Annotated in this window: 21 protein-coding genes and 1 pseudogene; 9 read left to right on the top strand and 13 right to left on the bottom strand. The window is 68.7% G+C overall.

Annotated elements, in window-relative coordinates; genetic code table 11:
• Positions 1-57: 57 nt before the first annotated feature.
• The 7 genes from ACTWPB_RS23065 to ACTWPB_RS23035 all read right to left on the bottom strand — a co-directional run bounded on the left by ACTWPB_RS23065 (position 58) and on the right by ACTWPB_RS23035 (position 6,059).
• The gene (locus tag ACTWPB_RS23065) at positions 58-465 is read right to left on the bottom strand and encodes a DUF779 domain-containing protein (protein ID WP_446222644.1); all 408 of its coding nucleotides are present in this window, start codon (positions 463-465) and stop codon (positions 58-60) included.
• Positions 465-1,982, bottom strand: a complete 1,518-nt coding sequence (gene exaC / locus ACTWPB_RS23060; RefSeq protein WP_446222643.1) for an acetaldehyde dehydrogenase ExaC — start codon at positions 1,980-1,982, stop codon at positions 465-467. The genes ACTWPB_RS23065 and exaC overlap by 1 nt, the downstream gene beginning before the upstream one ends.
• Positions 1,983-2,070: 88 nt before the next feature.
• Positions 2,071-3,333 (bottom strand): transcriptional regulator, encoded by a 1,263-nt coding sequence (locus tag ACTWPB_RS23055; RefSeq protein WP_446222642.1) that lies wholly within the window; start codon positions 3,331-3,333, stop codon positions 2,071-2,073.
• A gap of 152 nt (positions 3,334-3,485) precedes the next feature.
• Positions 3,486-3,806 (bottom strand): hypothetical protein, encoded by a 321-nt coding sequence (locus ACTWPB_RS23050; RefSeq protein ID WP_446222641.1) that lies wholly within the window; start codon positions 3,804-3,806, stop codon positions 3,486-3,488.
• Positions 3,807-3,869: 63 nt separating this feature from the next.
• Positions 3,870-5,018: an alkaline phosphatase family protein gene (locus ACTWPB_RS23045; protein ID WP_446222640.1), complete on the bottom strand. Its 1,149-nt coding sequence runs from the start codon at positions 5,016-5,018 to the stop codon at positions 3,870-3,872.
• Positions 5,015-5,335, bottom strand: coding sequence for a nuclear transport factor 2 family protein (locus ACTWPB_RS23040; protein ID WP_446222639.1), 321 nt, complete (start codon positions 5,333-5,335; stop codon positions 5,015-5,017). Before ACTWPB_RS23040 ends, ACTWPB_RS23045 begins: the two co-directional genes overlap by 4 nt.
• A 97-nt stretch (positions 5,336-5,432) precedes the next feature.
• Complete coding sequence (locus ACTWPB_RS23035) at positions 5,433-6,059, bottom strand: TetR/AcrR family transcriptional regulator (protein WP_446222638.1); 627 nt, start codon at positions 6,057-6,059, stop codon at positions 5,433-5,435.
• 121 nt (positions 6,060-6,180) lie between these two features.
• Here ACTWPB_RS23035 and ACTWPB_RS23030 point away from each other — a divergent pair, with 121 nt between their 5' ends.
• Positions 6,181-7,248: an SDR family oxidoreductase gene (locus ACTWPB_RS23030; protein ID WP_446222637.1), complete on the top strand. Its 1,068-nt coding sequence runs from the start codon at positions 6,181-6,183 to the stop codon at positions 7,246-7,248.
• Positions 7,249-7,264: 16 nt separating this feature from the next.
• On the top strand, positions 7,265-7,507 hold the full coding sequence (locus ACTWPB_RS23025) for a hypothetical protein (protein WP_446222636.1): 243 nt from the start codon (positions 7,265-7,267) through the stop codon (positions 7,505-7,507).
• A gap of 2 nt (positions 7,508-7,509) precedes the next feature.
• Here ACTWPB_RS23025 and ACTWPB_RS23020 read toward each other — a convergent pair whose 3' ends face one another.
• The 6 genes and pseudogenes from ACTWPB_RS23020 to ACTWPB_RS22995 all read right to left on the bottom strand — a co-directional run.
• Positions 7,510-9,039, bottom strand: coding sequence for a polyamine aminopropyltransferase (locus ACTWPB_RS23020; protein WP_446222635.1), 1,530 nt, complete (start codon positions 9,037-9,039; stop codon positions 7,510-7,512).
• Entirely contained in the window at positions 9,039-9,464 is a 426-nt protein-coding gene (locus ACTWPB_RS23015; protein WP_446222634.1) for a DUF350 domain-containing protein, read from the bottom strand. The genes ACTWPB_RS23020 and ACTWPB_RS23015 overlap by 1 nt, the downstream gene beginning before the upstream one ends.
• 46 nt (positions 9,465-9,510) lie before the next feature.
• Positions 9,511-9,948, bottom strand: a complete 438-nt coding sequence (locus ACTWPB_RS23010; RefSeq protein WP_446222633.1) for a DUF4247 domain-containing protein — start codon at positions 9,946-9,948, stop codon at positions 9,511-9,513.
• 225 nt (positions 9,949-10,173) lie between these two features.
• Positions 10,174-10,755 (bottom strand): class I SAM-dependent methyltransferase, encoded by a 582-nt coding sequence (locus ACTWPB_RS23005; RefSeq protein WP_446222632.1) that lies wholly within the window; start codon positions 10,753-10,755, stop codon positions 10,174-10,176.
• Positions 10,756-10,822: 67 nt separating this feature from the next.
• Complete coding sequence (locus tag ACTWPB_RS23000; RefSeq protein WP_446222631.1) at positions 10,823-11,212, bottom strand: HAD family hydrolase; 390 nt, start codon at positions 11,210-11,212, stop codon at positions 10,823-10,825.
• A 250-nt stretch (positions 11,213-11,462) separates the two neighbouring features.
• Positions 11,463-12,341 (bottom strand): annotated as a pseudogene (locus ACTWPB_RS22995) (LLM class flavin-dependent oxidoreductase); the annotation flags it as partial.
• 204 nt (positions 12,342-12,545) lie between these two features.
• Here ACTWPB_RS22995 and ACTWPB_RS22990 point away from each other — a divergent pair.
• From ACTWPB_RS22990 to ACTWPB_RS22960, 7 genes are all read left to right on the top strand, one after another.
• Positions 12,546-14,045: a flavin-containing monooxygenase gene (locus ACTWPB_RS22990; protein WP_446222630.1), complete on the top strand. Its 1,500-nt coding sequence runs from the start codon at positions 12,546-12,548 to the stop codon at positions 14,043-14,045.
• 149 nt (positions 14,046-14,194) lie between these two features.
• Entirely contained in the window at positions 14,195-15,466 is a 1,272-nt protein-coding gene (locus tag ACTWPB_RS22985) for a hypothetical protein (protein ID WP_446222629.1), read from the top strand.
• Positions 15,463-16,428 carry a glutamate ABC transporter substrate-binding protein gene (locus ACTWPB_RS22980; RefSeq protein WP_446222628.1) on the top strand — a complete coding sequence of 322 codons (966 nt, stop codon included), beginning with the start codon at positions 15,463-15,465 and terminating at the stop codon, positions 16,426-16,428. Before ACTWPB_RS22985 ends, ACTWPB_RS22980 begins: the two co-directional genes overlap by 4 nt.
• On the top strand, positions 16,425-17,597 hold the full coding sequence (locus ACTWPB_RS22975) for a hypothetical protein (RefSeq protein WP_446222627.1): 1,173 nt from the start codon (positions 16,425-16,427) through the stop codon (positions 17,595-17,597). The genes ACTWPB_RS22980 and ACTWPB_RS22975 overlap by 4 nt, the downstream gene beginning before the upstream one ends.
• On the top strand, positions 17,594-20,035 hold the full coding sequence (locus ACTWPB_RS22970; RefSeq protein ID WP_446222626.1) for a tetratricopeptide repeat protein: 2,442 nt from the start codon (positions 17,594-17,596) through the stop codon (positions 20,033-20,035). The genes ACTWPB_RS22975 and ACTWPB_RS22970 overlap by 4 nt, the downstream gene beginning before the upstream one ends.
• Entirely contained in the window at positions 20,032-21,042 is a 1,011-nt protein-coding gene (locus ACTWPB_RS22965) for a PP2C family protein-serine/threonine phosphatase (protein WP_446222625.1), read from the top strand. Before ACTWPB_RS22970 ends, ACTWPB_RS22965 begins: the two co-directional genes overlap by 4 nt.
• Positions 21,039-22,328: a VWA domain-containing protein gene (locus ACTWPB_RS22960; protein ID WP_446222624.1), complete on the top strand. Its 1,290-nt coding sequence runs from the start codon at positions 21,039-21,041 to the stop codon at positions 22,326-22,328. The genes ACTWPB_RS22965 and ACTWPB_RS22960 overlap by 4 nt, the downstream gene beginning before the upstream one ends.

Raw genomic sequence — 22,328 nt, 5'->3', positions numbered from 1 at the left:
GCCGTGACCTGCCGGCGCCGGGAAAGATGCTGCCAGGTCAGGTTTTCGACGGCGCCGCTACAGCGTGCGGTCGGCGCCCGTTCGTGGTGGCGGCGCGGCCGCCAGTGCCGCGTTCTCCGCCGCGGTCAGCAGCCTGGCGCGCAACACGAAGCGCATGCCCTGACCGGCCTCCAGCGAGTCCTCGACGGCCTCACCGCGCGCCACATCGACGGTGAGGTGAGTATCTTTCCAGCATTCGAATTGCTTGGCGCTGATCCAGAATTCGGTATGCCAGCTGAGTCGGCCGAGCAGGATGTCGGCCTTGTCGATCGGGAACTGCTTGGCCGACAGGCACATCGGTGCGCTGGCGTCGTCGCAGCAATCGCCCGCCTGACGGAACAGGACGGGGCCGTTGTCCTCGATGAGCCGGCGGAGCAGACTCTGGGCGCGCTCGGTGATCTCCACACGGTGGATTCGATTCTGCATCAGAACATCCCGAGTTTCGTTGTCGAATAGCTGACCAGCAGATTCTTGGTCTGCTGGTAGTGCCCGAGCATCATCGCGTGGTTCTCCCGGCCGAATCCCGACTTCTTGTAGCCGCCGAACGCGGCGTGGGCGGGGTAGGCGTGATAGCAGTTGGTCCAGACCCGGCCTGCCTCGAGGCCGCGGCCGAGTCGATGGGCGGTGTTCAGATCGCGGGTCCACACGCCCGCACCGAGACCGTAGAGAGTGTCGTTGGCGATGCGGATCGCTTCGTCGACGGTATCGAAGCGGGTCACCGCGACGACCGGGCCGAAGATCTCCTCCTGGAAGATCCGCATCGTGTTGTCACCCTCGAAGACGGTGGGTTCGATGTAGTACCCACCCGGCAGGCCGTCGACCTTGCGTGCTTCCCCTCCAGTGAGCACGCGGGCGCCTTCGGCTCTGCCGATGTCGAAATAGGACAGAATCTTCTCGTACTGGTCGTTGCCGGCCTGCGCGCCGATCATCGTCTCGGTGTCGAGTGGATGACCGGACACGATGGCCTCGGTGCGGGCGATGGCTCGGGCGAGGAACTCGTCGTAGATCGACGAATGGATCAGCGCCCGCGACGGGCACGTGCACACCTCGCCCTGGTTCAGGGCGAACATGACGAACCCCTCGACGGCCTTGTCGAGGTAGTCGTCGTCGGCGGCCAGCACATCGGGCAGGAAGATGTTGGGGCTCTTGCCGCCGAGTTCGAGGGTGACCGCAATGATGTTCTCGCTCGCGTACTGCATGATCAGCCGCCCGGTGGTGGTTTCCCCGGTGAAGGCGATCTTGGCCACGCGCGGGCTCTGCGCGAGAGGTTTACCCGCTTCGACGCCGAAACCGTTGACCACGTTGAGAACTCCGTCGGGCAGCAGATCCGCGATGAGTTCGACGACGAGCAGCAGTGACGCCGGTGTCTGCTCGGCCGGTTTGATGATCACGCAATTGCCCGCCGCCAGCGCGGGCGCGAGTTTCCAGGCGGCCATCAGGATCGGGAAGTTCCACGGAATGATCTGCCCGACCACCCCGAGCGGTTCGTGGAAGTGATAGGCGACGGTATCGGCGTCGATCTGGGACAGCGATCCTTCCTGGGCGCGAAGCACACCCGCGAAGTAGCGGAAGTGATCGATGGCCAGGGGGAGGTCGGCCGCCAGGGTTTCGCGGACCGGTTTGCCGTTGTCCCAGGTCTCGGCGACCGCCAGCGGTTCGAGACTGTTCTCGATCCGGTCGGCGATCTTGAGCAGGATGTCGGACCGCTCGGTGGCCGAGGTCGCGGCCCAGCGCTCGGTGGCGCGGTGCGCGGCTTCGAGTGCCAGATCGATATCGGCGGCGGTGGAACGGGCCACCGCGCAGAATGTCTCACCGTCGACCGGTGAGGTGTTATCGAAATAGCGGCCTTCGACAGGGGGAGCCCAGTCACCTCCGATGAAGTTGTCGTATCGGGCGGCATAGCTGACTATGCCGGTATCCGATCCGGGTTTGCCGTAGATCATGCGTCTCGCTCCTCGCGACCTCTCCCGTGGTGTCCCACACTATTGCCGGAGAAGGTTGGTACGAGGTTGGTGACGGCGTTTGTGCAGGTCAGGACTGGCGTGCCGTGAAGAGTCGGGCCGTAACGACGGCGCGCCGGACATCGTCGCGAGGCAGTAGCCGCAGGGCGTGCTCGTGCACGGCGACATCGCCGGGGCACCGCTGCCCGAACGCGACCGCGTGTTCGGGGCGGTCGCTGCCGAGCACCGCATTGCGGATGCCGACGTCGAGATGGGCGCGCCACTGTTCCACGCCGGGCAGATCCGAACCGGGCAGCAGCGGACCGCGATACAGCCACAGCGCCGAGGTGAGGTCGCCGCCCTCGATGGCGGCCAGCAGATCCACCGCGTCGCAGGACACCTCGCCGGTGAGCATGTAGCGCCGGTTCGTGATCTCGCCGCGAGTGGCGCGGCGCAGGTGCGACACATCGGCTTTGAGCGTGTTCAGCGACACCGATCGCTCACCGTAGACCGCGGCGTGCAGCTGTTCGGGGGTGTAGCCGTCGGGCTCGAGCGCGAGCAGGGCCAGGATCTCGAGTTGTCGTGGCGGCAGCGGTACCGGTCGTCCGTCGCGCAAAAGCCTTGCCGCGCCGAGACATTCGAGTCGCACACCGGGCGCGGGCGTGGGTGCTTCGGCGCGCAGCATCGTCTCCACGGCAGTGACCAGCGCGCGCACCGAGGTCATCACCATCGGATGCGAGCGTTCCCAGGTCGAGGACAGGTCGAGCACACCGACTGTTCGGCCGTCGGGGCCGTGGATGGGTGCGGAATAGCAGACCCAGCCGTGCAGCGCGGCGACGAGATGCTCGGCGGAGAAGACAGTGACAGCCCTGTCGTCGTGCAGGGCCAGAGACAAGCCGTTGGTGCCCATATGGCTTTCGTCCCACACCCCGCCCGGCGCGAAGTTCACCGCTTCTCCCTGGCGGCGCAGCGCGCGATCACCCGCGGTCCACAAGATGGTGCCCGATTCGTCACTGACGACAGCGAGATAGCCCGATTCCTCGGCCATTCCGCGCAGCTGGCCCGCGAGTTCGGTGACGGGCCTGCGCAGCGGGGATTCCGACCAGCGGTCGCTGATGTCGTTGAATCCGGGAGCGACTTCGGTGGCGGGGTCGACAGTGTGCAGGGAGCGCTGCCAGGATTTGGCGACATCGTTGCGCACGGCGCCGGTGTCGCGGGGCAGGGTCAGGGGGCGCGAGGGCGCCGCCAGCCGGTTCCACTGCTTCTCGAGCTCGACTCGGTAGTCCAAGAGCCGTTCTGGCCTGTGCGGTGCGGCGATCGGGTGGTGTTGGGGCCTTCCTGCGTCCTCGGCCACGTTCACTCCCTGCTCGTCGGTGACGCACCGTGTCCGCGACGAGAACCGGTGTGGCGCTTACTGTCTATCAGCTGTGCCACCACCATGGGAACGTTTGTGCCGAGGACGACGAGGTCACCGGTCGCCGGCCTGTCGCGTTGCCTTGACGTCGGCTACTTGTTGAGGAAGATCCCGGCGATATCGGCGTTCTTGATCGGGGTGTCGACATTGCGCTGGGTCGCGCACAACAGGTCGACCTGCACGATCATCGAGTCGACCACGGTGCCCGCCGGTTCGTTGTCGTTGCCGGTTTGCTGCTTGATCGCCTTGGTGACGGTGATCCGCTTGGTGTTGGCGTCCTGGTTGACGTAGTCGCGACAGCTCGTGTCGCCACCCTGGTTGAGCGCTCGCTCGACCTCGGTGCAGCCGGTGGCCAGTGCCGCCAGCACCGCGACGCCCACCGCGACGGCGCCGATACGGGTGTTGGCATGCATGATTCCTCCTGGAATGGTTCGCTGCGCGCACCTGCGCGTCGGTGACAGCTTAGGCGGTGGTGCTCAGGCGCGGTGGATCCGCAGGGGAACCCGCAGCTCGGCGGGGGTGAGCGACCCGTGGTGGCCGACCATCAGCGATTGCAGCGGTTCGGCGCCGGACCGCACGACACCGCCGTGGCCACCCGCGATCACGACGAGATCGCCGATGCGTGCGGCGGCCTCGCGGGCGAGGGTCGGGCCGAACCAGCCCGCGTCGATCGCCTCTTCGCGGGTGCGGATCAGGAACCCGCTCCCGAGCACGCCTCGCCAGGTGTCGGCGACCGAGGCGCTCTCGTCGGTGTAGACGTGGCGGGCGCGCGGTTCACCGCCCAGTGCCAGGACGTTGTCGGGCAGGTGCGGGTGGGTGTCGAAGTCGATGCGCTCGGCGAGTTCGACCATGCCGTGATCGGCGGTGACGATGAGCGCCGAGCGAGCGGGCAGACGCGCCGCGATCTCGGCGGCGATCCGGTCGACATTGGCCAGCTCGAACCGCCACGCCCTGCTGGCGGGCCCGCGAGCGTGCCCGGTGGTATCGAGTTCTGAATGATAGGTGTAGACAAGGGTTTTCGGTGCGGAGGTGAGGGCGTTCAGCACGCCGTCGACGAGATCGCCGACTGAATAGGCGGTGCGGAATCCGCCGCCGCGCCACCCGGCCAGGGTCAGGCCGGAACCGTCCTGATAGCTCGGCGCCACCTGCACGGCGGCGATGCCCGCGTCGGTGGCGCGCTCGAAGATGGTGCGGTGCGGCTGAATCCGGTCGGGCGGGAAGGCGGTGAGCGCGTCCACCTCGGTGCCCGCGCCGGTGAGTTGCCACCGGAGCGAATTGAACAGGCGTTCTTCGCCGGGCAGCCGCATGGTGTAGCCGACGATGCCGTGCTGGCCCGACGGCAGTCCGGTGCCGAGGGTGGTCAGGCTCGTCGCCGTGGTGCTCGGGAAGCCGGCATCGAGGGTCGCGTCGGGCAGGCTCGTCAGGAACGGCGCGGCAGCGGATTCGGCGGCCAGGGCTTGCGCGCCGAGTCCGTCGACGAGCAGCACGCAGACCCGGTCGACATCGAGATCGAGGCCGAGCCGGTCGGTGTCGCCGGGCACGCCGAGGCAGGTCAGTACCGATGGGAGCAGATCGGAGAGTGCGGCTGTGCCGTAACGCGGTGTCAGCAGGAGATCGTCGCTCACGCCTGCCCTGTTTCGAATCGGCTGATCAGCCCGTCGCGCAGAACGAACTGCCAGGTGGTTCGCATCGAACCCCACCGGCTGTTGGTGTAGTCGGCGGTGAGCGCGAGGCCGTCGTCGGAGTCGACCGTGTCCACGACGAGATGGCCGTTGCTGCTGAAGATCTCGGCCTCTGTCCATTGTGCGAGATTGCGTTCGACACCATCATCGGACATCGTCGCGTCGGCGGTGAGCACACCGTAGAACTGGTCGGTGTCCTGCGCGTTGAGCGCGTCGACGAACGCCTCGACCACGGGATCGAGTTTCGCGGTGCCAGACATCGGGCCTCCTGCTCGAAACGGCTACGCAGACGACAAACACGGTGGTACCCACTGTAGGTGAGTGCACACGCCGGGTCGGCGGAATATCGGTGGCGCGTCAGGCGGTCGACGATCCCGGCGTGATCAGCGCGGTGAATGTGCGCATGATCGTGTCGACGAGTTCGGGCGCGTGGGTGCCCATCTGTTCGCTGCGCTTTTCGAGATGCCCGTCGAGCCACAGCGACGCCAGCCCGTGGGCCAGCGCCCACCAGGCGACGGCGAGGGTTTCGGCGCGGTCGGCGGGCAGGGCGCCGACGGCGACGCACTCGGCGACGGTGTCGACCAGGACGTTGAAGGCGGCGTCACCGGCGACGTGGGCGTCGGGGTGTTTTTCCGGCTGGGACAGCTCGGGCCGGAACATGAGCCGGAACTGGGCGGGGTGATCACGGGAGAACCGCACGTAGGCATCGCCGAGTTCGGTGAGTGCTGCCAGTGGGTCGACCGTGGCCGCCCGCGCGGTGACCAGGTAGGCGGCCAGCTGCTGGAAGCCGTCGATCGACAGTGCCGAGAGCAGCGCGGCGCGGTCGGCGAAATGGTGATAGGGCGCGCCACTGCTGACCCCGGCCTCTCTGGCGACGCGGCGCAGGCTCACCGCGGCCAGGCCCTCGCTCTCGATCAGGCGCAGGCAGGCGGCCATCAGCGTGGCGCGCAGATCGCCGTGGTGGTAACTGGTGCGCTTCACCATCAAGAGCGTAGGCGAGATCCCGGCCGGAATTGGCACTGGACAGCAAATCTATGCAGTGTTTAGATGAATTGAGCATCGCTTAGATGTGTGCTCCACCGAATCGACGGAATGGATGACCACCATGACCACTCGGGTACTCGTCACCGGCGCGACAGGTTTCGTCGCCGGCCACTGCATCGCCGAACTCCTCGCGCACGGCTACGCCGTCCGCGCCACCGTGCGCGATCTGGCCGCGCACACCAGACGCGCCCATCTCACCGAACTCGCCCGCCGCACCGGTGGTGACCTGGAATTCGTCGCGGCCTCCCTCGACGACGACGCGGGCTGGGCCGCGGCGGTCGCGGGGTGCGACACCGTGCTGCACGTCGCGTCACCGTTCCCCGCCACCCCACCCGACGACGAGCGAGACCTCATCGAACCCGCGGTCAAGGGCACCCTGCGCGTGCTGCGCGCCGCCGCCACCGCCGGTGTCCGCCGCGTCGTGCTCACGTCCTCGGTCGCCGCCGTCGCCTACGGCCATGACGTGGACGCGGTGCGCACCGAGGACGACTGGTCGGTGGTCGACCGCATCCCCGCCTATCAGAAGAGCAAGACCCTTGCCGAACGAGCGGCCTGGGAATTCGTCGAATCCCTGCCCACCACCGCCGATCTCGAACTGGTGGTGGTCAACCCCGGCATGATCCTCGGCCCGCTGCTCGAAGCCAGGACCAGTACCTCCCACGAACCGGTCCGCCGCCTGCTGGCCCGCGACGTCCCTGGTTCGGTGAACACCGGCTGGACCCCCGTCGACGTGCGCGACCTCGCTGTCGCACATCGGCTGGCGATGGAAGTTCCCGAGGCGGCGGGCAATCGATACATCTGTGCGACCGACCCACTGTGGATGGGGGAGCTGGCCCGCCTGCTGGCCCGCGACTACGCCGCCGAGGGCTTCCGGGTCCCCACCCGGGTCCTGCCGAACTGGGTGATCCGCCTCGTCGCGGTCTTCGACAAAGGTGTCCGCTTGACCGTGCCGGTGCTCGGCCGCACCGAACACGTCACCGCCGACAAGGCCAGGCGCGAACTGGGCTGGACAATGCGCCCGATCGAGGACACCATCCGCGACACCGCCGACAGCCTGATCGCCTTCGGCATCGTCACCGCCCCCGACCGGCCCGCGAAGCCATCGCGTGCCGCTGCCGGAACACGTTGAGCGGGAAGGGCAGACGGTGTTGATCACCGCACTCTTGCTCACTCTCCTCGGCGTCGTCCGCCGGAAGCTGCGCGGACGGGCGGGCGATGAGGCCACCGGACGTTCGAGACTCGGAATCCAGCTAGAGCGGGTCGGCGACGCGATGCGTCGCGGTGCGACCCGACTGGTTCGCGAACCGATCGCGGCGCTGTCGGTGGCCGTCGCCGTCCTCGGACTCGCCGTCGGCGGCACGTACCTCGCCTGTTCCGGTCTGGTCTGAGGTCAACGCCATTCTTGGCGTTGCAGATCCAGAATCACCGGGTGCATCAAGGTCGAGACCTCGGGGTCGACCGGGCGGCGATCCGGTGGGAAGACGGTGGCCGCGGCAAGGGTGGCGTTGTCCAGGGAGCGCAGCGGGCCGGGGCTGCGCAGGGTCGGGGTCGGGGCCGCGGTGGCCGAGGCCAGCACGAAGCCCCAGTCACCGAAGCTCGGGACGTCGACGTGGTACGGCGTGGTGTGCAGACCCGCGGAACGCAGGGTGGCGTCGATGGTCCAGAAGGAGCGCGGGGCGAAGAAGGGTGAGCCCGATTGGACGACCATCCGGGCGCCGGGCGCCAATACGTTGGCGGTCATCGCGTAGAACTCCTGCGAGTACAGCTTGGCCACCGAGGTCTGGTCGGGGTCGGGCAGGTCGACGATCACCGCGTCGAAAAGACCTGGGGCGCTGCGTAACCAGCTGAACGCGTCGGCGTTGACCACCTCGACTCGTGGGTCGTCGAACGCATGGCGGTTGAGGCCGGTCAGGCGGTCGTCGGTGCGGGCGAGGTCGATCATCGCCGGATCGAGCTCGACCAGTGTCACCTGGGCGATGTCGGGATAGCGCAGGATCTCGCGCAGCGCGAGGCCGTCGCCGCCACCGAGTACCAGCACCGAACGGTGCGGGCCGGACAGCACCGGGTGCACCAGCGCCTCGTGATAGCGGTACTCGTCTACCGAGGAGAACTGGAGTCCGCCGTTGAGATAGAGCCGGGTATCGGTGGTGGCGAACGGGGAGAACGATTCGGTGAGCACGATCTGCTGATAGGGCGTGCGCGTCTGCCACACGATCGGGTGGGCGAACAGGGCCTGCTGCGCGGTCGCCTCGAAACGGTCGGCGTAGAGGTAGCTGCCGGTGAGGCCGCAGGCGACCGCGACGGTGGCGGCGATCAGGGTGTGGCGGGCGGCGCGCGTCATCTTGTCGCGAAAGAAGAAGAACGCCAACGCGAGTCCGGCGACGGCGTTCACGACCCCGACCACCAGGCTCCCGCGGATCTGGCCGAACACCGGCAGCAGCAGGAACGGAAACGCCAATCCGCCCAGTAGCGCACCCACATAGTCGGCCGCGAACAGATCGGCGACCGCGCTGCTGGCCTCCTGCTCGCGGATGTCCTGCAGCAACTCCATCAGCAACGGAATCTCCGCACCCACGAGCATGCCGATCACCGCCGCCGCCAGCACCAGCGTGCCCGTATAGATATTGAGCCACGCGTAACTGGCGTACAGGGCAGCTACCGACAGCCCACCGACCACGGCCAAGGCCAACTCCACCGCCACGAAAGCGGCAGCGGCACGCGACCGCAACGGTTTGGCCACCAGCGCGCCGACACCCATCGAACACACCATCACGCTCAAGGTGATCGACGCCTGGGCGGCGGTGTCACCGATCAGATAGCTCCCGAGGGTGACCAGCGACAGCTCGTACACCAAACCGCATGCCGCACACACGAATACGGTCGCCAGCAGCGCCGCCCTGGCCAGGCGGTGCCGGGGCATCAGGTCAAGCCCGCGGCCACCACCAGCGCGACCGCGACATGCGCCGACGCCGTGACCCACACCGCCGGGTGCGGTTCCTCGTCGGCGACGACGGCCCGGAAGTCACCGGGTGTGAGGGCGTCGAGCAGTACGAACGCCACCGCCATCGCGGCCAGTCCGATCACCCCGTAGATCGCGCTCGACAGCAGAGCCTCGGCGATCTTGCCCTCGGAGGTCCAGATGGCAACGGCCACGATGATCCCGACCCCGAACAGGTTCGAGGCGAGCAGGATCGCGGCATTGCGGTTGCGTTCGATCCAGATCTGGGCGCGCAGGTCGCCAGGGGTGAGCAGGTCGACGACGCCGAAACCGACGGCCATCAACACGATTCCCACCGCGGAATAGGCGAGCGCGGCGCCCGCGTCCGCCGCCAGGTCGGCGAGCATGAGTGTCCTCCTGTGCTGTGCGGGCGCGGTGAAACGCCCGAGTGAATTACTTGCCGCCGCTGTCGCTGCCGCCGCCGCGGTAGTCGCCCGCCGCCGAACCGCTGGTCCAGCCGTAGCCGCTGATGTGGCCGTGGTGGCGGCGAGTGCCGTTGGACCAGCTGTCGACCAGTACGAGCGAGCCACCGGCATGCGGTGACACCGCGATGAGATCCCGGTCGAATCGCAGATAGTGGTTGTCACCGGTATTGCGCTTGTCGCGCGGATCGGTGGCTTTCGCGATCGCGGCGGCCACCGCGGCGGGTGCGGTGGTGGCGAGGAATGCCAGACCGTTGTTCGCCTGATCGAGCTGTTGCGCGCGCCGGTACTTCTCCGCGACGAATTCACGCGGATCCTCGTCGCGCGTGACAACCACAACGACGACCACCGCCACGACGACCGCAACCACAGCGACCAGGCTCGCGATGATCCACCGGGTGCGATTCATCGACTCGACCCCCCGAACCCGGTGCGCCACACAACTGTCCGTGATGCGTTGATGACTGACCCTCCCCATCGAAAAATCCTGCCGGACTGTATCACCCAGGGAGGCGGACACACCGCATCGATTCGGACAATACGGATTCGCGGAGGTCGCTACGTCGTGGGTGATCGGCGCGTGGCGGGCGGGTCCATTCCTGCGTCGGCCGCCTACCCGCAGTGACGGACTCGTTCAGCGCGGCCGCTGCCACCGCAAGGTATAGCGCCACATCAGGCGGCGACGGATCTCGGCGCCGGGGAGGTGTTCGGTGGCGGCGGAACGGATTTCGGCGAGGGTTTCGCGTGGATCGGCCAGCGTGACATCGGGGCCGCCGAGCGATCGGTGTCGCCAGCGATCGAGTCCCCAGATCGCCGGGAGGAGGGGGAGGTAGTGGAAGTCGCTGACCGGGTGCATCTTCCAGAGGCCGACCACCGCGAGGGTGCCGCCGGGGGCGACGAGGTGGCGCAGGGCGGTGATGCCGGCCCGCACGGGGACATGGTGCAGCGTAGCGACGGCGGTGACCACGTCGAAGGTTTGGTCGAGGTCGCGGAAGTCGGCGTGTTCGAGGTGGACGTTGGGTGCGGCGGGAGCGTTGGCGATGACCCGGTCATCGATGTCGACCCCGAGGACCGCGTCGCACCGGGTCGCTAATTTGCGGGCGAGTAATCCGTCACCGCAGCCGATATCCAATGCCGTGCGGGCAGTGTCGGGCACCTGATCGAGTACCCAGGGGTGGTAGTGCGTGTTGTGATTCCAATAGGGGTCGGTCGGCATGACCGGTCAACGTGCCGGGTCTCGGATGGGTTCCGGAACTGGGTTGCGTCACAGGCTGTTTCGTGGACTACCGCCCCGATACGTGATCGGCCGACCACGCGGCGAACTGGGTGAGGTCGTCGAGCACCACATCGGCGCCCGCGGTCCACAACCCGTCAGCGTCATAGGGCCCGGTCGTGACGCCGACGGCCACGACACCGGCGGCCTTGGCGCCGCGCATGTCACCCGCGTGATCGCCGACGAAGACGTGGGCCGATTCCTCGCACACCACATCGGCCTTTCCGGTCGACCACAGGTCGCCGGCGAGACGATCGATCTGCCAGCCGAGGTGATCGACGTGCAGTCGCGCGTGCGGCTCGAATTTTCCGGTGACGACCAGCGTCCGCCCACCGCCGGCGCGCACGGCGGCCAAGGCGGCGATCGCGGCCCGAACCTGCCCCGAACTGCGGTGATTCACGTGGAACCCCGGCTGCACACGATGCCGAAAACGGTGGGGGGAGTGCAGGGCGGCGAAGCATGTTGTGCGTCATCGCATTTCGGTCCTGCCGGTCGGTATGCGGAATAGTGGTAGGTCACGACCGCATCGAAAGATGGTGGGCCACCGCGCTACCCAGCGAACGGCAGGCAGCGCAACAGTGCAGTGACTGCCATTCGGCACGTCGACCTCGCCGCGGGCGCGACCCTGATCCAGACCGCGCCCCGCGGAGTCAGCTACTGGCAGCGGCGGTGAACGGCGCGATCGTGGGCACCGGCACCGGCCGCGATGGATGGGTCCACACACCCTCGCGCGCCAGAATCGGCAGCACGCCCTCGCCGAACCAGTACGCCTCCTCCGGGTGCGGGTACCCGGACAGGATGAAGCTGTCGATCCCGATCGCGGCGTATTCGAGGAGGCGATCGGCCACCTCGGCGTGCGACCCGACCAGCGCCGTACCCGCACCGCCGCGCACCAGGCCAACGCCCGCCCACAGATTCGGGGCGATCTCGAGCCCGTCGGTCCGCCCGTTGTGCAGTCGCGCCATTCGGCGCTGCCCCTCGGAGTCGCTCGTGGCCAGGTTCGCCTGCACCCGTTCGATCTCACCCGGTGCGATGCCGTCGAGGAGCCGGTCGGCCTCGGCCCACGCCTCGGCGGCGGTATCGCGGCTGATCACGTGGATGCGCAAGCCGAAGCCGACGGTGCGGCCCTCGATCGCGGCCAGCCCGCGGACCCAGTCCAGCTTCTTCGCGACGGCGTCCACCGGTTCGCCCCAGGTGAGGTAGGTGTCGGCGTAGCGGGCGGCGATGGGTCCGGCCGGACCCGACGAGCCGCCGAAGAACACCGGCGGCATCGGGTCGGGACGGGCGCTGAGGATCGCGTCCTGCACCCGCAGATGCTCACCGGTGAAGCTGAACGGTTCGGTCCGCGACCACAGCTCTCCCACGATGTGCAGGAACTCACCGGTGCGGGCGTAGCGCTGGGTCTTGTCCAGGAAGTCGCCGTAGGCCTGCTGCTCGCGCTGCTCGCCGCCGGTGACGACATTGAGCAGCAGCCGCCCGGCGGAATGGCGCTGGAAGGTCGCCGCCATCTGGGCGGCCAGGGTGGGGCTGGTCCCTTTTTCGTCGCAGTGAGGGGCCCATCGATGCTGACCGGTGCGCCCGCCCTCGTCACGGATTCCGATCACCGTGCGCCCAACCCGCGACACGCACGGCGTTACCACGCCGAACTAGACGTAACTATGCGAAACACGTAACCTCGAAGCAGGCTCGGGCGACGGTGCTCGGGTGGCGACCCTACGAAACGAGTTTCCTCAATGACGCGGCATGTCGACGTACTGATCATCGGCGCTGGCCTGTCCGGAATCGGCACGGCCTGTCACCTCACTCGCGAGCAGACCGGACGCACCTACGCGATCCTCGAGCGCCGCGAGAACATCGGAGGCACCTGGGACCTGTTCAAGTACCCCGGCATCCGCTCGGACTCGGACATGCTGACCTTCGGTTTCGGATTCCGCCCCTGGATCGGCACCAAGGTGCTCGCCGACGGCGCCAGCATCCGTAACTACGTCGAGGACACCGCCAAGGAATACGGCGTCACCGACCACATCACCTTCGGCCGCAAGGTCGTCACCGCCGATTTCGACCGTGCCGCCGCGCTGTGGACCGTGCAGGCTGTGATCGAGGCCACCGGCGAGACCGAGACCTGGACCGCCAACGTCGTCGTCGCCGCCAGCGGCTACTACAACTACGACAAGGGCTTCACGCCCGAGTTCCCCGGTCAGGACGACTTCAAGGGCCAGATCGTGCACCCGCAGCACTGGCCCGAGGACTTGGACTACGCAGGCAAGAAGGTCGTCGTCATCGGTTCCGGCGCCACCGCGATCACCCTGATCCCGTCGATGGCCGACACCGCCGCGCACGTCACCATGCTGCAGCGCTCGCCCACCTGGATCCAGGCACTGCCCTCGGACGACCCGATCGCGATCGGCTTCAAGAAGTCGCGCGTGCCCGACTCCATCGCCTTCAAGATCGGCCGCGCCCGCAATATCGCCCTTCAGCGCGCCAGCTTCCAGCTCTCGCGCACCAACCCCGAGCTGGCCAAGAAGCTGTTCCTGGCGCAGATCCGGCTGCAGCTCGGCAAGAACGTCGACCTGCGCCACTTCACCCCCAGCTACGACCCGTGGGATCAGCGGCTGTGCGTGGTCCCCAACGGCGACCTGTTCAAGGTGCTCAAGAGCGGCAAGGCTGACATCGTCACCGACCGTATTGCGAAGTTCACCGAGAAGGGCATCCTGACCGAGTCGGGTCAGGAGCTCGAGGCCGACATCATCGTCACCGCCACCGGCCTGAACGTGCAGATGCTCGGCGGGGCCGCCATGTCCATCGACGGCACTCCGGTGAAGTTCAACGAGACGGTCGCCTACAAGAGCGTCCTGTTCTCCGATATCCCCAACTTTCTGATGATTGTCGGCTACACCAACGCCTCCTGGACGCTGAAGGCCGACCTCGCCGCCGCCTACCTGTGCCGCGTGCTCAACATCATGCGTGACCGCGGCTACACCACGTTCGAGGTGCACGCCGAACCCGAGGACATCGCCGCCGAGTCGCTCATGGGTGGCGCCCTCACGTCGGGCTACATCCAGCGTGGCAACGACGTTATGCCTCGCCAGGGTGCCCGCGGTGCCTGGAAGGTGGTCAACAACTACTACCGGGACCGCGCGATGATGCACAAGGCGCCGATCGAAGACGGCGTGCTGCAGTTCAGCAAGACCGGCACCGCCGTCAAGCCCGGCGAGAAGGTAGCCGGCGCGTAGACATCGCACCCGACAAGGCCCGTCACAGCGAACTGTGACGGGCCTTTTGCTGGCCGGGATCGACCGATTTCCTTCACCCGGGCGAACTTTCAGCGGTTCCCGTACGATCGCGATCGAAGACACCGCCCGGGGAGATGAAGGAGGACGGTGTGGGATCTCGCCTACCGGCGACCATCCGTGACGCGGGGACGTGGCTGCGGCGATTCGCCACGACGACACCAGGTGCGATCGGGGTGGTCCTCGTCGTGACCACGGTGGCCTGTCTGGTCGCCGGATCGACTGTGGGCCAACAGCTCGACGCCAAGATCGTGCGCACCGAACAGGTGCTGGATCGGACCGAGCCGCTGGCCTTCGCCGCGCAGAGTCTGTATGTGTCGCTTTCGGCGGCAGACGCGGGCGCGGCGACGGCCTTCCTGTCCGGTGGCATCGAATCACCGCAGGTACGAGACACTTACGAGCAGGCGCTCGCCGAAGCCGCCGCCGCACTCGCGGAAGCGACCGCCGGTGCCACCGACGCGCAGACCAGGGCGATCGTGGCCCGGATCGCCGCCGACCTGCCGACCTACACGGGCTTGGTCGAGACCGCCCGCGCCAACAACCGTCAGGGCTTCCCGGTGGGGTCGGCGTATCTGCGCCAGGCCTCGGATCTGATGCAGACCTCGCTGCTGCCCAACGCCGAACAACTCAGCCAAGCCCGCTTCGCCGCCGTGCGTGACGACCAACAGCGCATCGGCACGCTGCCGTGGACGAGCATCGTGCTCCTGCTGCTCGTCCTCGCGGTGTGCGCGGTCGGGTCGATCGTGTTGCTGCGCCGGACCAACCGCTGGGTGAACACCGGTATGGCGATGACGGCGCTGGCCGCCCTGGTGGCGCTGCTGTGGACCGCGGGCGCCACGTGGACGGCCGCGCAACTGCTCGACAGCGGCAGTTCCGGAGCCGGTGCGCGCGTGGAGAACCTGGCCGGGGCCCGCATCCTGGCCCAGCAGGCCCGCACCGACGAAACCCTGGCCCTGATCACCCGCGGCGACATCACCGCCACGGAGAAGGCCTTCCAAACCCACAGCGACGACCTGCGAGGACGCCTCACCGCGGCAGGTGGCGGCGACTCCGATGCCGAACGCGCGCTGACGAACTGGAGCGCGGGCCACAACGCCCAGCGCACCGCCTACGAGAAGGCCGATTATCCCGGCGCGGTCACCCAGGCGATCGGCACCGGCCCCGACAGCTCGGCCACCAGCTTCGCCCGCCTCGACCAGGAACTGCGCGACGACCTCGCCCAGGCCCGTGACGACCTGCGCGACGGCGTCGCCGCCGCCGCGACATCGTTGACCCTCAGCCCCTTCGGCACCCTGCTCCTGCTCCTGGCCGCGGCCGGCGCGGTGATCACCGGACTGTGGCCACGACTCAAGGAGTTTTTGTGAGGCGTCCGCTGCTGGTCGCGCTCGCTGCGGCCGTCACGCTGGTCGCGGGCTGCGGTGACGCGCCCGAACCGTCGATCATCGCCGCCACCGCCGTCGCCCCACCGCTGCCCGGCGCCGAGACGATCACCTCGGCGCCGACCGCCGAAGGCACCGGAACCTGCGATACCGAAGCGACGCTGGCGCCGACGACCCAGCCGCGACCCGGTGCGATGCCGGTGGGATCGGCGATGGCCGCGATCGTCGCCAACGGTAGGCTGCGGGTGGGCGTCGATCAGAACACCTACCTGTTCGGGTTCCGCAATCCCTCGACCGGCAAGCTCGAAGGTTTCGATATCGACCTCGCCAGGGAGATCGCGCGCGACCTGTTCGGTGACCCGGACAAGATCGAACTGCGTTCCGTCACCGCGGCCGACCGGATCCCGCTGCTGCAGGAGAAGAAGGTCGACATGATCGTGCGTACCTTCTCGGCGACCTGCGAACGCCGCCGTGAGGTCGACTTCTCCAGCGTGTATTACCGTGCGGCGCAACGCATCGCGGCTCCCCGCGGCGCGGGCATCAGCAACGGGGCCGGGCTCGCGGGCAAGCGGGTGTGCGTGGCGAAGGGCACCACCGCGGCCGCACCGCTGTTCACCTTGCCGACGCCACCGATCGTGCTCGGCGTGACCAACTGGACCGACTGTCTGGTCGCCCTGCAGCAGGGCACCGTCGACGCGATCAGCGGTGACGAGCCGATCCTGGCGGGTCTGGTCGCCCAGGACCGCAATCTCGAGATCGTGGGCGACCCCATCGGCGCGGGCGCGTACGCGGTCGGCGTACCGCGCGGCAGTGACGAGCTGGTGCGCTTCGTCAACGGCGTGCTCGACCGCACCCGCAACGACGGCACCTGGCAGCGGATCCACGCCCAGCATCTGTCGACCCTCGGCACCTCGCAAGGCCCGCCGGTGCCCCGGTACGTCGGATGACCTGGCCGATGCTCGGCGTGCTCGAGATCGATCGTGAACTAGCCGGGCGCACAGCGGAATTGGCGAAGGTGACCACGACACTGCTGGAACTGGACCGCCACCCCGGCCTGGCACTGGTCCGCCGCTACCCGCCGACGGGGGAGACCGCACGCCGCTGGGCGCCGGTGGAGCAGGCAGTGGGCGAACTCTGGGAGGACCTGGGGCGGGTGCGCGCCATCCTCGGCGAAGCCGAGACAACGCGTGGCGGGCGCGGCAAGGTCGACGACCGCGCACGCGGGCGGCTCACGGAGCTGCTGCGTGGCCGCCCCCACGAGGTGGCGAGGATCCCGATTCCGTTGGCGCAGCGTGGACTCACCGGTCCCAGCGAAACGATCGTGACGGTGGGTATCGCCGATTGCCTGGGTCGGATGCGCGCCGCGTTCGCCTTCGTCGCCGCGTTCGCCGACGAGATCGCGGCGGTCGACGGGCGGGTACTCGGGGCGCTCGCCCCGCTGCAACAGCGCGTCGAGCAAGCCCGCGGCGCGCTGGACGCGGCCTCCGAACCACTGGCCACCCTCTTGCGTCGCGCAGGCACCGACCCGCTCGGCTTCGGACCCGGCGAGATCGACACCGCGCTCGCCTCGCTCACCGCGCTGATCGACACCGAATCCGCCCGCCACAGTGAACATCTCGCCGTTGCCGCAGACCTGCCTGGCGCGGTTGCCGCCCTGCGCGCACAGCTGGCCGATCTCGGCGAACGGCAAGATCGCGCCGACGACACCGTCACCCAGGCTCAGCACAAGGTCGCGACCGGAGAGCTACCCGATGGCGGCGAACCGGCACCGCGACTGCGCGCCGAACTCGACGCTCTCGGCGGTACGCCCGATCGGCCCACCGTGGAACATCTGCTCGCGCTGCGTGTGCGTGCCGGCGACGCTGCCGAAAAGGCCACACGGCGAGACGAATTGGCCCGTGGTCTGCTCGATCGGCGCGCCGAACTGCGCGGCAGACTCACCGCCTACCGCGCCAAGGCCTCGCGGCTCGGGGTGAGTGAAGACCGGGATGTGATGGCCGCCGACCGGATCGCGGCCGGTCTGCTCACCCGCACACCGTGCGATCTGGCCGCGGTCACCCGGGCCGTCGCGGACTATCGTTCGATCATCGGGGAGAAAGCGGGGCGGACAGCATGACATGTAGTGAACCGGGGTGCGGCGGCACGATCGAGGACGGCTACTGCGCACTGTGCGGTACCGCGCCCGTCGCGAGCGCGCCACCGGTACCGCAGGCCCGCCCCGTGGGCAACGGCCGATCGGGACGCACGACAGCGCAGCCGCGCAGCGCGAACCCGCAGCCGCCACCGATACCCGTGCCTGTTCCCGACGCCTGTGGCGAACCCGGGTGTGACGGCACGATCGTCGACGGTTACTGCGGCACCTGCGGTACCGCGCCTGCCACGGTGACGGGCCCGATGCACAGCCTGTCGGCGTCGACGGTCAGCGCGAGTGGTCGCACCTCGAGTCGTTCGGTCCGGACCCGTTCGGGCTCGGCGCGTTCGGCCGCGCGCGGCAGGCTCGGCGCCGGGCTCGTCGAAGTCCCGCCGGTCCCGCGCGTCGACCCGGCCACGGCCGTGCTCACCGACCCCCAGGTGCCCGAATCCGACCGCTTCTGCGGCAAGTGCGACAAGCCCGTCGGCCGTGGACAGGCCCGTGTCCCCGGCCGCACTTCCGGGTTCTGCCCGCACTGTGGCACCCGCTACTCGTTCGTGCCACGGTTGCGCGCAGGCGATCTTGTCGGCGGCCAGTACGAGGTGGCGGGCGCTCTCGCCCATGGCGGGCTCGGCTGGATCTATCTGGCTACCGACCGCGCCGTCAACAAGCGCTGGGTGGTCCTCAAAGGCCTCATCGACACCGGCGACGCCGACGCGCTGGCCGCCGCGCTGGCCGAGCGCCGCTTCCTGGCCGAGGTCGACCACCCCAACATCGTCAAGATCCACAACTTCACCGAGCACGCCGACGCCGACGGCGAGCCCGTCGGCTACATCGTCATGGCCTACGTCGGCGGCACCTCGCTCAAGCAGATCCTGCGCGCCCACCGCGCCGAAACCCAGCGCTATCTGCCGCCCGCGCAGGCGATCGCCTACGTGCTGGAGATGTTGCCCGCCCTCGGCTATCTGCACGCTCGTGGCTGGGCCTACTGCGATTTCAAGCCCGACAATGTGATGCAGACCGAGGAACGTCTCGAACTGATCGACCTCGGCGCGGTCATCGCGATGGACGACCGCACCAGCCCCATCTACGGCACCCTCGGCTACCAGGCGCCCGAGATCGCCGAAACCGGGCCGACGGTCGCCACCGAGATCTATACCGCGGGCCGCACACTGGCCGTGCTGATGATGCGAGTGCCCTCCGTCGACGGCAAGCTCGGCCCGATCCCCGGCCCCGACACCGAACCGCTGCTGGCCGAACACGATTCGCTGCACCGGTTCCTGCAGCGGTCCACCGACCCCGACCCACTGGCTCGTTTCGCCTCGATGAGCGAAATGGCCGACCAGCTCACCGGTGTCCTGCGCGAAGTGCTGGCGACCGGCGACGGCATCCCTCGCCCCGGTATGTCGAGTCAGTTCGGGCCCGCCCGTGCTGTCTTCGGCATCGACCGCGTCACACCCGAACCCGCCGCCCTCATCACCGGCCTGCCCGCTCCACTGGTAGACCCGGGCGACAGCGGTGCCGCCCTGCTCGCGACCACCGACGCCGCGACCCCGGCCGAACTCGAGCAGGCACTCACCGCCGGACTGCGCGCGGTGGTCACCGGATCCGGCGAGTCGGTCGAGATCCCGCTGCGACTGGTCCGCGCCGAGCTCGAAGCGGGTAACGCGGCAGCGGCTCTGACTCGTCTTGCCGCCTTGGACGCCGAGCTCGAATTCGACTGGCGCCGCGTCTGGTATCGAGCCAAGGCCGCCCTGCTGACCAGCGACTATTCCGCTGCCGCAGCGGATTTCGAGTCCGTCTACGACGCGCTGCCCGGTGAACCCGCCCCGAAACTCGCCATGGCGGCCACCCTGGAGCTGGCCGCCGCCGAGGCCGCCCGCGGCGAGAACCCGGACACCGGGGCCTTCGAGCTCAGCCGCGCACTGGCGCTCTACGAAGTGGTCTGGCGCACCGACCACACCTTCCTGTCCGCCGCCTTCGGTGCCGCGCGGCTGCGCCGCACCAGTGGTGACCGCACGGGCGCGGTAGCGGTCCTCGACCAAGTCGACCGCACCTCCTCGATGTTCACCCAGGCCAGGGTCTGCGCCGTCGAAACGCTACTGACGCACCGTGATCCGGCCGACCTCGACGAAGACCTGCTCCGCCGGACCGGCGAGCGCGTCGACCAACTGCGCCTCGACTCGCGCAAGCGCACCGCGCAGGTGCGCATGTTCGTCCTCCAGGCGGCACTGAACTGGATCCGGTCGGGACAGCGGCCGAGCACACCAGGCAAGCTGTTGGACGTGGAATTCACCGAACAGGGCGTGCGGACGGGATTGGAACGATGCTTGCGGATACTGGCGCGCGAGGCCGACGACATGTGGACCCGATTCGTCCTGGTGGACCAGGCGAACTCGGTGCGCCCGAGGACCACCCTGTGACGGCGCCGGGTTGTGCCGATTGCGCGGGCTCGGCACGGGCGGGATACCGCTTCTGCGAAGGCTGTGGCCGTGAACTCGGCGTGCGCAAAGTCGCACTGCCCGTTCATGATCCGGTCGAGGTGCCGCAATGCTCGACCTGCGGTGAACGCCGCTACGAGGGTGGCTACTGCGTCAAATGCGGCAGCCCCAAGCCCATCCCGGACCGCTTCGAGGAAGATCTCGGCGCGGTGTATGTCCTCACCGACCGCGGAATCAGCCACTCCCGCAACGAAGACGCGGTCGCGGCCGCGGTGCGCGAGGGCGACGGCATCCGGGTGATCGTGGTCAGCGACGGCGTGTCCACCTCCCAGGATCCGCAAGCGGCCTCCGGCAATGCCGCCCGTACCGGCGTCGACGCCGCCCTGGCCGCCCTGGCCGAGGGCCGAGCCGACTCCGACGCCGCGATGGCCGGTCTGGCGGCCGCGACCGCGGCGGTGCGCGGGATGTCACGCACCCCTGAGTACGCGCCGTCGTGCACCTACGTCTCCGCGATCGTGCGCGAGACGAACCTCGGCACCGACATCACCGTCGCCAATGTCGGTGACAGCAGGGCCTTCTGGCTCGCCGCGGGCGATCCCACCGCCTCGCGCCGGCTCAGCATCGACGATTCGTGGGCCCAGGCCCTCGTCGACGCGGGCGCCCTCGACGAGACCGCCGCCATGAACGACCCGCGCGCCCACACCCTGCTGCGCTGGCTCGGCGCCGACGGTGGCGAGGCACCGTGGTCGGCGAACTGCCTGCAACGCATGCTCGCCACCGAACCGGGCACGCTGCTGCTGTGCAGCGACGGCCTGTGGAACTACCTGCCGGAAGCGGTCGCGCTCGCCGGTTTCACCGTGGAGACCTCGCCGCAGGCCGCCGCTCGCGCACTCGCCGACTTCGCCCTCAACAGCGGGGGCAGCGACAACATCACGGTCGCACTGGCTCCGGTGCCCGTCGCCGGATCGCACGAACCAGGAGTGTCATGAGTTCCCCTGAGACAGCCGGTATCTCGATCGCCGTCGACCAGAACGAATTCCTCGCCGAAGGCGCGAGCGTGGTGGACGCGGTGCTGACCGTGACCACCGGCCCCGAACTCGCCGCCGTCGCGGCACCGCCGCCGCGGCTCGAGATCCTGATCATCGACTGTTCCGGCTCGATGGGTAACCAGCGCAAATTCGAGAACGCGCGCAACGCCACCCGCACGGCCCTGGACGAGATCCCCGACGGCACCGCGTTCGCCATCATCGAGGGCACCGAATCGGCCCGGATGATCTACCCGACCGACAACAGCCTGTCCGCACCCGCCGACCGCGCGCACCGCGGTTCGGCCCGTCGCGCCCTGGATCGGTTACGGCCCGACGGCGGCACCGCGATGGGATCGTGGCTGGCGCTGGCCCGCCAGGTCGCCGCCGCGCACCCCGGCGCGCAGGCCCACGCGATTCTGCTCACCGACGGCAAGAACGAACACGAGACCCCGCAGGCGCTCGCGACCGAACTCGACCGTGCCGAAGGGCTTTTCGTCTGCGACTGCCGCGGTGTGGGCGATGACTGGGTCGCCGAGGAACTGCGCAAGATCGCCTCGAAACTGTCCGGTGACGCGAATATCGTCGCCGATCCGAAGGACCTGGCCGCGGACTTCGCCGCGATGATGCGCTCGTCGGCCGCCCGCGTGATCCCGGAACTGACCCTGAAGGTCTGGACCCCCGCCGGTGCGCGGGTGCGGATGGTCAAACAGGTCTCGCCGGTGCTAGAGGATCTGACCGGGCGCCGGACCGACGTGGGCGCGCAGGTGGGGCAGTACCCACTGTCATCGTGGGCTGCCGAGGAACGCGAGTACCACGTGCAGATCGAACTGGAACCCGCCGCGCCGGGCCGGGAGAAGCTGGCCGCGCGGTTGAGCGTGCTGGCCGGTGACGAGGTCCTCGGCCAGGGCCTCGTGCGTGCCGTCTGGACCACCGATTCGACCCTGTCGACCCGCATCAGCACCCGCGTCGCCCACTACACCGGCCAGGTGGAACTGGCCAAGGCCGTCCAGGAAGGCCTGGCGGCGCGCCGCAACGGCGACGTCACGACCGCGACCGCGAAACTGCGGCGCGCGGTGGAACTGGCCGCCGCCTCCGGGCACGAATCCACCGCCAAACTGCTGCGCGGTGTGGTCGAAGTCGAGCACGACGGCACCGTGAAGCTGCGCGGCCAGGTCGCCGCGGCCGACGAACTCGCCCTCGACATCCGCTCCACCAAGACCGCCCGGGTGCGGCCGGAGGGCGGCTGA

It is taken from the genome of Nocardia sp. IBHARD005, assembly GCF_052814245.1.
This window is presented reverse-complemented; position numbering and strand designations above follow the sequence as displayed.

What these genes read in the sequence shown, in the direction of transcription:
- ACTWPB_RS23065 (WP_446222644.1), bottom strand. Translation starts at nt 465, where the DNA reads ATGCAGAATCGAATCCACCGTGTGGAGATCACCGAGCGCGCCCAGAGT.
- exaC (WP_446222643.1), bottom strand. Translation starts at nt 1,982, where the DNA reads ATGATCTACGGCAAACCCGGATCGGATACCGGCATAGTCAGCTATGCC.
- ACTWPB_RS23050 (WP_446222641.1), bottom strand. Translation starts at nt 3,806, where the DNA reads ATGCATGCCAACACCCGTATCGGCGCCGTCGCGGTGGGCGTCGCGGTG.
- ACTWPB_RS23040 (WP_446222639.1), bottom strand. Translation starts at nt 5,335, where the DNA reads ATGTCTGGCACCGCGAAACTCGATCCCGTGGTCGAGGCGTTCGTCGAC.
- ACTWPB_RS23035 (WP_446222638.1), bottom strand. Translation starts at nt 6,059, where the DNA reads ATGGTGAAGCGCACCAGTTACCACCACGGCGATCTGCGCGCCACGCTG.
- ACTWPB_RS23030 (WP_446222637.1), top strand. Translation starts at nt 6,181, where the DNA reads ATGACCACTCGGGTACTCGTCACCGGCGCGACAGGTTTCGTCGCCGGC.
- ACTWPB_RS23020 (WP_446222635.1), bottom strand. Translation starts at nt 9,039, where the DNA reads ATGCCCCGGCACCGCCTGGCCAGGGCGGCGCTGCTGGCGACCGTATTC.
- ACTWPB_RS23015 (WP_446222634.1), bottom strand. Translation starts at nt 9,464, where the DNA reads ATGCTCGCCGACCTGGCGGCGGACGCGGGCGCCGCGCTCGCCTATTCC.
- ACTWPB_RS23010 (WP_446222633.1), bottom strand. Translation starts at nt 9,948, where the DNA reads ATGAATCGCACCCGGTGGATCATCGCGAGCCTGGTCGCTGTGGTTGCG.
- ACTWPB_RS23005 (WP_446222632.1), bottom strand. Translation starts at nt 10,755, where the DNA reads ATGCCGACCGACCCCTATTGGAATCACAACACGCACTACCACCCCTGG.
- ACTWPB_RS22990 (WP_446222630.1), top strand. Translation starts at nt 12,546, where the DNA reads ATGACGCGGCATGTCGACGTACTGATCATCGGCGCTGGCCTGTCCGGA.
- ACTWPB_RS22975 (WP_446222627.1), top strand. Translation starts at nt 16,425, where the DNA reads ATGACCTGGCCGATGCTCGGCGTGCTCGAGATCGATCGTGAACTAGCC.
- ACTWPB_RS22970 (WP_446222626.1), top strand. Translation starts at nt 17,594, where the DNA reads ATGACATGTAGTGAACCGGGGTGCGGCGGCACGATCGAGGACGGCTAC.
- ACTWPB_RS22960 (WP_446222624.1), top strand. Translation starts at nt 21,039, where the DNA reads ATGAGTTCCCCTGAGACAGCCGGTATCTCGATCGCCGTCGACCAGAAC.